10 protein-coding genes are annotated in these 11,289 nt (G+C 63.7%); 3 read left to right on the top strand and 7 right to left on the bottom strand.

What is annotated here, in order from left to right; genetic code table 11:
* Nucleotides 1–158: 158 nt before the first annotated feature.
* Together KIT10_04715 and KIT10_04710 are read right to left on the bottom strand one after the other, a co-directional pair.
* A complete protein-coding gene (locus KIT10_04715) occupies nt 159–512 on the bottom strand; it encodes a type II toxin-antitoxin system RelE/ParE family toxin (protein ID MCW5898552.1) in 354 nt (117 codons plus the stop codon).
* On the bottom strand, nt 475–681 hold the full coding sequence (locus KIT10_04710; protein MCW5898551.1) for a hypothetical protein: 207 nt from the start codon (nt 679–681) through the stop codon (nt 475–477). Before KIT10_04710 ends, KIT10_04715 begins: the two co-directional genes overlap by 38 nt.
* A gap of 166 nt (nt 682–847) precedes the next feature.
* Between KIT10_04710 and KIT10_04705 the strand changes: the two genes are divergently transcribed.
* Nucleotides 848–1,345 carry a hypothetical protein gene (locus KIT10_04705; protein ID MCW5898550.1) on the top strand — a complete coding sequence of 166 codons (498 nt, stop codon included), beginning with the start codon at nt 848–850 and terminating at the stop codon, nt 1,343–1,345.
* A gap of 31 nt (nt 1,346–1,376) precedes the next feature.
* Here KIT10_04705 and KIT10_04700 read toward each other — a convergent pair whose 3' ends face one another.
* The 5 genes from KIT10_04700 to ppsA form a co-directional block, all read right to left on the bottom strand.
* Nucleotides 1,377–2,051 carry a hypothetical protein gene (locus tag KIT10_04700; protein ID MCW5898549.1) on the bottom strand — a complete coding sequence of 225 codons (675 nt, stop codon included), beginning with the start codon at nt 2,049–2,051 and terminating at the stop codon, nt 1,377–1,379.
* 72 nt (nt 2,052–2,123) lie between these two features.
* Entirely contained in the window at nt 2,124–2,585 is a 462-nt protein-coding gene (locus tag KIT10_04695) for an OsmC family protein (protein MCW5898548.1), read from the bottom strand.
* A 32-nt stretch (nt 2,586–2,617) separates the two neighbouring features.
* Nucleotides 2,618–4,066, bottom strand: coding sequence for a T9SS type A sorting domain-containing protein (locus KIT10_04690; GenBank protein ID MCW5898547.1), 1,449 nt, complete (start codon nt 4,064–4,066; stop codon nt 2,618–2,620).
* On the bottom strand, nt 4,063–5,133 hold the full coding sequence (locus KIT10_04685; protein MCW5898546.1) for a hypothetical protein: 1,071 nt from the start codon (nt 5,131–5,133) through the stop codon (nt 4,063–4,065). Before KIT10_04685 ends, KIT10_04690 begins: the two co-directional genes overlap by 4 nt.
* A 56-nt stretch (nt 5,134–5,189) precedes the next feature.
* Nucleotides 5,190–7,655 carry a phosphoenolpyruvate synthase gene (ppsA, locus tag KIT10_04680; protein MCW5898545.1) on the bottom strand — a complete coding sequence of 822 codons (2,466 nt, stop codon included), beginning with the start codon at nt 7,653–7,655 and terminating at the stop codon, nt 5,190–5,192.
* Between the two features lie 151 nt (nt 7,656–7,806).
* Here ppsA and KIT10_04675 point away from each other — a divergent pair, with 151 nt between their 5' ends.
* Both KIT10_04675 and KIT10_04670 read left to right on the top strand, forming a co-directional pair.
* Nucleotides 7,807–10,242, top strand: a complete 2,436-nt coding sequence (locus KIT10_04675; GenBank protein MCW5898544.1) for a M1 family metallopeptidase — start codon at nt 7,807–7,809, stop codon at nt 10,240–10,242.
* A 7-nt stretch (nt 10,243–10,249) separates the two neighbouring features.
* Complete coding sequence (locus KIT10_04670; protein MCW5898543.1) at nt 10,250–11,281, top strand: hypothetical protein; 1,032 nt, start codon at nt 10,250–10,252, stop codon at nt 11,279–11,281.
* The last annotated feature ends 8 nt before the right edge of the window (nt 11,282–11,289 follow it).

The following is an 11,289-nucleotide window of genomic DNA, read 5'->3' as shown; positions in this document are numbered from 1 at the left end:
CCGTTGCGAAGTGACGCCCCTGCCTTGTGGCCTTGCACCATTCCCTCGGATCCCCGGCCACCCGCTCGTCCCACGCACGGACCCCGTCCTCGGGACACTGCGCTCTGACATACTCGAGCATCCGCGCACCGCTACGGGCTCCATGCTCGATAAGGTCCCTATGGGATCTCCTTCAGCAAGCGCTTGATCTCCGCTGCGGGAATGCTGTCGATCTCCGCCTTGTCGTAGATGGCCAGCAGCCAGACCAAATGGTCACGCAAGACGATGTGCAGGATCACTCGCGCACCACCAGACTTGCCCTTCCCTTTGGAAGCGATGGCCATGCGCCGTTTGTAGCAGGCATTGCCCAACGCGGCGCCTTGGAACGGGTCGCGTTCCAGTTCGTCCAGCAGCTTGGAATAGTCATGCTTGAGTGAGGAGTGCTTCTTCGCCAGGGCCTTCAGTTGACGATCGAAGGTGGCGATGGTCCTGACCTCAAAGCTCTTCGAGGAGCTCACGCGCGGGGCGGCCATGCTTCTTGCCGGCTTTGATGAGCTTCATCTCTTCCACCGCTTCCTGGAGTTCCGCAAGCGCCCTGGCCTTGGTATCCGTCAAGGGGGTGGCCTTGACATAGCGCAGGCCGCGCAGCAGTTCCATCACGAACTCCACCTTGCTCTCCTTGATCTCCAACAGGACCTTCATGGCTGTTCAAAGATACAACGGCAAGAGTGTGCCCCCTGTGACGCATTCTGAGCATACGGCCTCCACTGCCTGCACCATTCCCTCGGATCCCCGGCCACTCACTCGGCCCGTTGTTGGTCTTCGCCTTGTGATGCCTACGTTCGCCTTGCACCAACACCCTCGCATCATGCACCTCCCCAAGTGGCTCGTTGCCCTCCTCGCCTTCCTGTTCATCGCCCAGTTCGCCGTGCTCACCCTCATCATGCAGGGCCGCAACCCGCTGCCCTTCCCGGACCATGGCTCGCGCATTTTCTCGGCGGCCACGCCCGAAGCCAAACAGGCCGTGGTGGAACTGCTGGAGCAATATGGCGTGCATGAGCGCTTCCAAGCCAACTCCGGCGGGGTATTACGTTCCATCTTCTACGATGGCACCATCATCAACCAGGCGTCCGAAGAGGTGTTGGCCAAGGTGGGGCACATGTACTCCTGCATCGGTCTGGTGGCCGATGATCCCCTGGCCAGTGCCAAGTCGGCCGCTGCATTCCTGCAACAGCGTGGTTTCAGCGCGCAGGTGGTGGAGGAGATCGAACCCGGTCTGCCCATCGCTTTCGTGCTCACCGATGCCCTGCCCGGCACGGCGATCAACTTCAGGCCGCATGTGACGAAGATGCCCAAGCCGGAATAGGTCGGGACCCTTCGGTGCGAAGGAAGGCGCATCACCTCCGCTGCGCCAACCACACAACTTGGCGCCAGCCCTTGCGCCCATGTGTCCGCACCTGTCGTTCGTCCACGCGGTAACCGGCTTTGATCAAGCGGTTGGTGAAGTGCCTGTCCGGCCCGGCGGACCACACGGCCAGCACACCCATAGGACGCAAAGCGCGATGGGCCGCCCGAAGGCCGGGTGCGGTGTAGAGCCAGCTGTTGCCCGCTTTGGTGAGGCCTTCCGGACCATTGTCCACGTCCAGGAGGATGGCGTCATAGCTGCTGTTCCCTTGGCGCAGCAGGTCAGCTACATCGCCCACATGCACTTCGGTACGCGGGTCCAGCAGGGGATGCCCAGCGCTGACGCCCATCGGCCCCTTGTTCCACTCCTCCAGCTCCGGCACCAATTCGGCCACCACCAGGGTGGCATCTTGCGGGAAGCACTTCTGCGCCGCCGCCAGCGTGAAGCCCATGCCCAACCCGCCGATCAGTACGCGAGCCTTGGGGCGTGGACCGATGCGCTCGGCGGAAAGTGAGGCCAGCTCTTCTTCGGAGCCATGCGCGGCACTGCTCATCAAGCCACCGTAGCCTTCGATCTCGATCAGGTATTCATCGCCACGCCGGAACAATTGCAGTGCGCGCTTCTCGCCGGGTATGGTCGCCGTGGCGAGCAGTTCACGTTTGAGCATGGATCGAGGATGTTGCTTCTGAGGTGGTGGGATCAAAGGTGGCCGATCCCAGGGCAACGCGGTCCGGGAAGATCACTTCACCGATACCTGCGCCTCGCACCGCACCGGGAAATTCACGCTGCGGGCGATGAAGCAGTACTTGTGTACCTCCCCATGGAAGAAGCGCGCCTTCTCCAGCATGTGTTCCGCTTCCACGGTCACCTCGGGGCGCAGCACCACTTCGGTGAAATGCCCACCACCGTCCTTGGTGAGCAATAGCGTGCCTTCCGCTTGGTCGCGGTAGCTGAGCACATTGATGCGTGCCCTGGCGCAAAGGGCGAGGTAGGTGAGCAGGTGGCATCCGCTCAACGCCGCCAGCAGCAGGTCCTCCGGGTTGTGCTGGTGCGCGGCGCCGCGGAACATGGGGTCGGCCGTGCCGATCAGGTCCGGTTTGCCGGCGATGCGGATGTGGTGCTCGCGGGTGTAGCTATCGTAGGTGCGGGTGTGGCCGCCCTGCCACAGCAGATCCAGGGCGTAGCGATGTTCGTCGGACATGCGCCGAATGTAGCGGTCGCATCAGGTGGTGATCACCGCGCGATGATGAGCGGTGCGGCCCAAGGTCTGGCGAGGTCCAGCGAGCGCAGCAGGTAGTGTCCCGAAGGGATGTTGGATACATCCAAAGTGACGCGTCCTCCTTCTCCGCGTGCGACATGTTCCGCCACGCGCCGTCCCAGGGCGTCCTCGATCGCCAGCTTGGTGGGAGCACTATCGAACGCCACGTGCAGCATGTCGTTCGCCGGTATGGGCCACACGGCGGGATGGTTATTGGTCCGGGTCGCTTCTGCGCCTGTGATCAACGCGATGCTCTTCGCGATGAGGTAGGTACCCGTTCCCGTACTGGATACCGCGCCAGTGAGGTAGACGTTGTCCCCATCGGTGGCCAGGCCACTCATGGAGGCGCCATAGGACCAGGTGCCCAGCGCAACACCCGATCCGTCCGCACCCACCAGCCGGCCGCCTTGGAATTCCGTCCAGCCGGGGTCCGCCTTGCTGGCGGATGCCCAAACACGGCCCAGCGCATCAGCCTCCAGCCCGGAGAGAACCGCGAAACCACCCATGGGAAAAGCCGTGGACCATACCACGGCGCCACTGGCGGCGTGCCTGCGCAGCGTGATGCTGGTCCCCTCGGCGGCGGTGTGGATCTGACCGTCGATGATCAACATGCGTTGCACGCCAACGCCCAAGGTGATGGACGGAAGCGGTGAGCCATCCGACACGGAGAAGCACTCGATGAGCGAACCGGCGATCAAGCCGGTCAACACGTACACGATGCCATCCGACACGACCATGTCGTGCGGAAGGTCTGTGAGTGGGCGCTTCCAGAGCGGCCAGCCATCGGAGGAATAATGGAAGACACTTGAAGGGAAGCCCGGAAACCATGGTGTTCCATCCCAAGGCAGCATATGGCTGTTGGCCATGAAGACGCCCTCCGTGTTCGCCGCCACATGCATGAACAATGGCCCCCCCGGGTGGAACCAACCTTGCGTGGCGTTCCAGCGCGCACCGTTCGCATCAAGGCTGGAGAACCAATGCGCGCGGTTGGCGATGAGCAACACATGGTGCGCGGCGGAAACGCGCCCATCGTGCGCTGACAGGTCCCGTGTACCCAGCAGGTTGAAGGGGATGTCATACAATTCGGCATACTCCGCGCCACTCACGGGATTCAACAGCGGGGTGGGCGAAGGGGTGAGTTCGGATCCGTCGTTGGTGAAGGTGTAAAGGAGTTCGGCGCGCGGCGATGCCATCATCGTTTCATCACTGATGCACACATGCACATGGCCGGTCACGGCATCCACCGCCACATGGTTGTCCTGCCATGGCGGGCTGAAGGCGTCCAAATACTGGGGATCCTGACCGAAAGGCCACAACCGGATCCAGTCCGGTACCAGCGGCGTTTGTGCCAGAAGCATGGGTGCGCAGCAGTTCACCGATCCCAGCAAGAGCATGCAGTGGAAAACTCCAGCCCGGGCGCTCATGGTTGCGGGATGGTGGAGATGAGGTAGGACGCATCGGACCCCTGCTCGAACTTGCCGGTCCATAGGAGGCGGCCATCGGCGAATCGCAGGTCGGAGATCGATGCGGCGTAAGGCCATGTCCCCATCGGCATGCCGTCGGGGCTGATGCATGTGATCATGCCGCTGCCGGGGACGGACCCACCGATCCAAAGACGGCCTTGATCGTCCACACCGATGCCGGCCACGGAATGCGCCGATGTACTGCCACTCCACAAGGGTTCGCCATCAGCACCGAGTCGGCCGAAGCGCAACGCACCGCCGGTGGATACCGCCCAGCTCAATTGGCCATCGTGTACGGTGATGCGTCCGCTGCCTTCCTCCGCCTCGTAGAGCACGGCGCTCCCGATCACCGCACCATTGCTCGTATCCAGCCAGAACAGAAGGGGGAAGGCGGCCAGGGCGAGGGAGTCGCCTTTGCGGGCCAAACGGGTCAGGTTCCCGAAAGTGGCGGGGCCCATCGGCGTTTCCCAGAGCACATTGGCACTGTGGTCCAGCTTGAGGATGCGGCCTTCCATTTCATTGAAGGACACCATGCTTCCGGAGCAGAGGTACCAGCCGCTGCCCGACACGAAAAGATCGAACACAACATCGGCCAAGGCAGGGCCGTTCGCCGCGTGGTCCGGTTCGTAGCTGCCGCCCGGAGCCTGGGCGCAATACAGGATGTCCTGGTCGCCAGAGAGGAACTGCCGGTAGGAGATCCCCCATAGGGAATCGTTGCGCACGACGAAGTCGATCGGACGATCCAACGAACCGCAGCCGATGTAACCGACCTCGGGCCAAGAACCGGTGAGCGGTACACCATGCTGGTCGAAACGCCGGATGATCCCGTCGCTCGTGGTCCATTGGAGGGCCAGATCGTAAAGCATCCAAGCTGTGCGTCCGTTGTCGGCACAAAGGCGCGGAGGCGCGATCGCGGCCAGGGCCTCGCTGCCGAAGGCGTTCAACGCCGACCACTGGATCTCGACAGGGACCTGCGTGTGCGCTGACGCTGAAGCAAGGCAGAGAGGAAGAAGGGCGAGTGGTCGCATCGATCGGCGATCGTAGGACAGACGCCGACAAAAGTACCCGGTTGCCATCGTGGCGCTCAGCGCGCCGCCACCCCGTTCCCGGCGATCGCCTGTTCCACCTCCGCGATCGCTCTTCGCGTCTTCAGCAGGCTGTCCGGTGTCACGCTGATGCTGTCGATGCCGAGTTCCACCAGGAATTGCGCGAAGTCCGGGAAGTCCGAAGGTCCTTGCCCGCAGATGCCCACCTTGGTGCCTGTGCGTTTGGCGCTTTCGATCAGCATCGTCAGCATACGCTTCACGGCGGGGTTGCGCTCGTCGTAGAGGTGGCTCACCAAGGCGCTGTCACGGTCGAGACCGAGTGTGAGCTGGGTCAGGTCGTTGCTGCCGATGGAGAACCCGTCGATGTGCTGGGCGAACTCCTCGGCCATCATGATGTTGCTGGGCAGCTCGGCCATCAGGAACAGTTCGAGTCCCTCCCTGCCGCGCTCCAGGCCGTATTCCTTCATCACGGTGGTCACCGCGTGCAGTTCCTCCACGGTGCGGCAGAAGGGGATCATCACCACCACGTTCTTCAGGCCCATCTTCTCGCGCACCCGGCGGATGGCCTTGCACTCCATGCCGAAGGCCTCCTTGTACGTTTCGCTGTAGTACCGCGAGGCGCCGCGCCAGCCGATCATGGGGTTCTCCTCGTGCGGCTCGAAGTGTTCGCCACCAAGCAGATTGCGGTACTCGTTGCTCTTGAAATCGCTGAAGCGCACGATCACCTTGTTGGGGTGGAAGGCCGCGGCGATCTTGGCGATGCCGTAGCTGAGGCGCTTCACGAAGTAGGTCTCCTCGTCCTCGTAGCCGTGGATGAGGTAGCTGATCTTGCCGCTGAGGGTGACATCGCCGAGTTCCTTGTGCTGGAGCAGGGCCAGCGGGTGCGCCTGGATGTAGTTGTTGATGATGAACTCCTCGCGGGCCAGGCCCACGCCGGCGTTGGGCAGCGCGGCGAACTTGAAGGCGAGGTCCGGGCTGGCCACGTTGAGCATGATGGGGGTGCGCACCGCGGGCAGGTCGTTCAGCATCGTCTCTTCCTTGCGGAAGGGGATGATGCCCTGGTAGATCACACCGTTGTCGCCTTCGCAGCAGCTGGCGGTCACCTCCATGCCGGTGTCCAGCAGTTCGGTGGCGTTGCCGCAGCCCACGATGGCGGGCACGCCCATTTCGCGCGCCACGATCGCCGCGTGGCAGGTGCGGCCGCCCTTGTTGGTGATGATGGCGCTGGCCTTCTTCATGATCGGCTCCCAGTCGGGGTCGGTCATGTCGGTCACCAGCACGTCGCCCTGTTGGAAGTCCTTGCCGTCGGTGCCGCCGCCACGCCCGTCGAGGCTGAAGAGGATGCGCACCTTGCCGGCCCCCACACGGTCGCCGATGGCGATGCCCTTGGTGATGACCTTGGGTTGTGAAGCTCCTGGAGCGGCATCGTGGTCGAGTTTGTACTCCACCACGCGGTCATCGTCTTTCTGGCTGTGTATGGTCTCGGGCCGCGCCTGCACGATGAAGAGGCCGCCGGTGAGGCCGTCCACCGCCCACTCCACATCCATGGGGCACCAGTGGCCCTTCTTCTCGGAATAGTACTTCTCGATGGCGGTGACGCTGCGCGCGATCTCCAGCGCCTGCTCGTCGGTGATGCAGAAGCGGTTGCGCTGGCTGCGCTCGGTGGGAATGACAAGCGTGGGCTTCCCGGGCTCCACGCCGTAGATCATCTTGCGGTCCTTGTGGCCGATCTTCTTCTCGATGATGGCGCTATAGCCTTGCGCCAGCGTGGGCTTGAACACCAGGAACTCGTCCGGGCTCACCGCGCCCTGCACCACCATCTCGCCCAGGCCATAGCTGCCGTTGATGAGGACGACCTCCTTGAAACCGCTTTCGGTATCGAGGCTGAAGGCCACGCCGCTGCTGCCCAGGTCGGAGCGCACCATCTTCTGCACCCCCACGCTGAGGCCCACTTCGAAGTGATCGTAGTTCCGGGTCTGGCGGTACACGATGGCGCGGTCGGTCCACAGGGAGGCGAAGCAGTTGCGCACGGCGCTGATCAGGTCCTGCGGGCCGCGGATGTTGAGGAAGGTCTCCTGCTGCCCGGCGAAACTGGCATCGGGCAGGTCCTCGGCGGTGGCGCTGCTGCGCACGGCCACATCGGTCTGCTCCTGGCCGTATCGCTGGCTCATCTCGGCATAATGCGCCAGGATGCCCTTCCAGATGGGCTCGGGGAACTTGCCGTTCTTGATCAGGGTGCGCACGGCCAGACCGGTGCGCCGGATGTTCTCCACATCGTCCGCGTCCAGCCCCGCCACGATGTCGCGGATCTTCTGGTCCAGCTCGTTGGCCTCGATGAAGGCGTGGTAGCTGGCCACGGTGACCACGAAGCCGCCGGGCACGGAAACCCCGAGCTTGCCGAGGTGCTGGATCATCTCTCCCAGGCTGGCGTTCTTGCCGCCCACGGTGTCGATGTCGGAGAGCTCCACCTCGTGGAGCCATTTCAGGTAGGGGGTGGTGCTCATGTATGCCGGGTGATGGTCCTTCTTCCTACGGACGGCCGTTCCTACGAATGGCGGCCTGCGAAGTTGGGGAGACCTCAACGCATGGCGGCCCGGCCATGGTGTGATCGCCCGCCGTTGTAGCTTCGGGCTCCGCTCTGAAGCCATTCCACCCATGCGCCATCTCATCCTGCCCTTTCTGTTGCTGCCCGCCGCCGTGTTCGCCCAACCCGAACCCTTCGGTTGCCACTATTTCCACGGACAGCGCTTTCAACCCGCGCCCATGACCGATGCGCAGCGCAGCCAGATCGAGGAGACCATCGCGCGCAGCGAGATCCATGACATTTTGCACTACGACATCCACCTGGATGTGACGGACTACAACGGGCAGTGGATCAAGGGCCACACCACCGTGAGCTTCAAGGCCCTGCAGGAGGAAGGCACGAGCATCACCTTCGACCTGTTGGCCCTGACGGTGGATTCGGTGACCGGGCCGGGCGGTCCTATGGACTTCGACCACGACGGCGAATTCCTCATCATTCCGCTGGACCCGCCGCTGGCCGTGGGCGAGGAGCTGGACATCACCGTGCACTACCAGGGCAGCCCCCTGCGCGACACGCAATGGGGCGGCTTCTACTTCGCAAGCAACTACATCTACAACCTGGGCATCGGCATCAGCACCATACCGCCCAACTTCGGCAAGGTGTGGTACCCCTGCTTCGACAGCTTCGTTGAGCGCGCCACCTACACCTACCACGTGAAGAGCGCGGGCACCTACCGTCTGCATGGGCAGGGCACCTTCCTGGGCGAAACACAACTCGGTGGCGACACGGTGATCCGCGCCTACCACATTCCGCAGCCCATCCCCACGCACCTGAGCGCCATCGCCGTGGCCGACTACCAGACGCATTCCTGGACGCACCAGGGCCTCAATGGCGACATCCCGGTGACGCTGAACGCCAAGCCCGCGAACATGAACGGCATGATCTCCCGCTTCGTGGACCTGGACGACGCGATCGATGCCTGCGAACACTGGTTCGGACCCTATGGTTTCGATCGTGTGGGCTACGTGCTCACCACCGACGGCGCGCTGGAGATCCCCACCAACGTGGCCTACCCGCAATTCATGACCGGCCAGCCGCTCTCCAGCAACCGCCGCCTGCTCACCCACGAGTTGGGCCACCACTGGTGGGGCAACATCGTGACGCCCTATGTGCACAACCACATGTGGCTGAAGGAAGGCCCGGCGGAGTACAGCGCCCATCTGATCGAGGAATGGCAGGCTGGCGCCGAGGGGCTTCGCCGCGCGGTGAAGAACAACCTGGTCTTCATCCTGCGCCAGGCCCATGTGAACGACGGTGGCTACCAGGCCCTTTCGCCCATGCCCGACCAGTACATCTACGGCACGCACACCTACTACAAGGGCGCGGCGGTGATGCACAACCTGCGCGGCTATCTCGGCGATGAGGTCTTCCGCCAGGCCATGAGCGACATCCAGGAGCAGTACGCCTACACCACCATGGACGCCGATGAATTCCGCGACCGGCTGGAGGCCGTCACCGGACAGGACCTCAACCCCTTCTTCGATGCCTGGGTCTTCGCGCCGGGCTACGGGGTCTTCGAGGTGCGCAACAAGTGGGTCGTTCCCACGGGAGCCCAATACCTGGTGGGGCTGGAGATCCAGCAGAAGCTGCTCGCCGCTGAAGAATTCCACCAGCAGGTTCCGGTGGACCTGAGCTTCATCTCCGCCACAGGGCAGGTATACGATACGCTTGTGACATTGGGTGGCGCCATGACCGCGGTGGCCACCCTGCTTCCCTTCGAGCCCGCTGTGGTGGCCCTGAACCGCTACGCGCGCTTGAACCAGGCACGCCTGGACCATGAGATCACCGTGGCGCCGGGCCAGGTGCTGGACCCCATCCTGCCTTACGTGGACTTCCGACTTTACGCGGACAACCTGGTGGACAGCACCTTCACCCGCGTGGAGCACTATTGGGTTCGGCCCGATGATGACGGTCTCGGCGACCATGTGATCGCGCGCTCTAACACGCACTACTGGACCGTGGACGGCCGCTGGCCCGCAGGCACCGTGTTGCGCAGCCGCCTCTATTACTACGGCGCGAACGCCAACCAGCTGGACCATGAGCTGATCGCCGGGAACGAGGAGGGCATCTGCGTGCTTTACCGCAGCGGCCCCGGCCACGCCTGGGAAGTGTACAACGGCCAGGAAGTGGTGGCGGGCAGCCTCACCAACGGCACGGGCTACATCCAGCTTCTGGACCTGAAGAAGGGCCAGTACGCCTTCGGCAAGGCCACGGAGATCGTGTCCGTGAGCGGTCCTGATGGACCGGAGTACAGGCCGATGGAGGTCTTCCCCGTGCCGGCCCGCGATCGCATCACGGTGCGTGGCCATCTGGACGCGCCCGCCACGCTGGTGATCGATGTGGTTGGTCTGGACGGCCGCATCCTGCGCCGCGAAACGGCACCCGCCCAAGGGCCCTTCAGCCTGCCGCTCGACCTGCAGGGCATTCCCGCCGGGGCGCACGTGCTGCGCGTGAACACCACCGACGGCATCATCGTGGGTGCGGCGCGCTTCGAGGTGTTGCGCTGACCGCCGCATGGAGTACAACCAGATCGCCCAGCGCAAGCCCCTGTACCCGGTGGGCGAGGAGTTGCGGCGTTTCCTGGAGGACCATGGCCGAGAGACCGGCCTGCCGATCGCCTACCGCGACCTGCTGCGCTACGACAGCCTGCTGCCCACCACCGACGCGCAGGGCCGCGCCACGCTGTGGAACACCGTGCTGCTGCGGCCCGATGAGATGCAGGACACGCACCGCCGCTTGGTGGAGACCTACCAGGCGCTGATCGCCGGTGGACGCCGCATTTCGCACCTCGCGGTGGCCAGCGTCGATTTCTGTCCCTTCGGCAACTCGCAGCCCTTCCGTGTCAAGATCATCAACCTCATCAACGACAACCACGACTATTTCTATGTGAAGCGCACCGACGCGAGCCGCATCTACGGGCTGGAGTTGGAGCACTACCTCTCGCCCAACCGCATCCAGTACCTGCGCGATGGGGACACGCTGGTTGAGGAGCACATCATCGGCGTGCCGGGCGACGCTTTCATCGCCGAACCACAGCGGTACGGCGGTGCCTTGAACGAGGTGCGCCTGAGCAAGGAGTTCGTCAAGTTCAACGAGCGTTGCTGCGCACGGCTGCTGGGCGACATGCGCGCTTACAACTTCGTGGTGGACGTGATCCACGATCTGGACCAGGTGCAGTACCGGCTGCGCTGTATCGATTTCGACCAGCAGTGCTACGAGGGCCGGCTGCGCATCTACCTGCCGCAGTTCTACAAGGAGAACCTGCCCTACGTGCGCATGGCCGAACGCGTCATCGGCGCGGAGACCGCCCTGCAGTACCGCAACGAGGAGCGCGCCCTGCTGCGTCGCCGCTACGCGCTGGCCCACGAGGAGGTGGACCGGCTGCTGGATGTGCTGGACCGCGATGTGGTGTCATCAGCGGAGCATGTGCGCCAACTCGCGGAAGAACTGGCCCATCATCATGGCGAACCCGCGTTCCAGAAGGCCGCGAGCATGGGTGGCATCCTGAAACGGCATCTGGACCTCTGCCTGCGCTCCCTGTCCTGAAGCCGACC

Source organism: Flavobacteriales bacterium, from assembly GCA_026129465.1.
Lineage (GTDB): Bacteria > Bacteroidota > Bacteroidia > Flavobacteriales_F > PHOS-HE28 > PHOS-HE28.
This window is presented reverse-complemented; position numbering and strand designations above follow the sequence as displayed.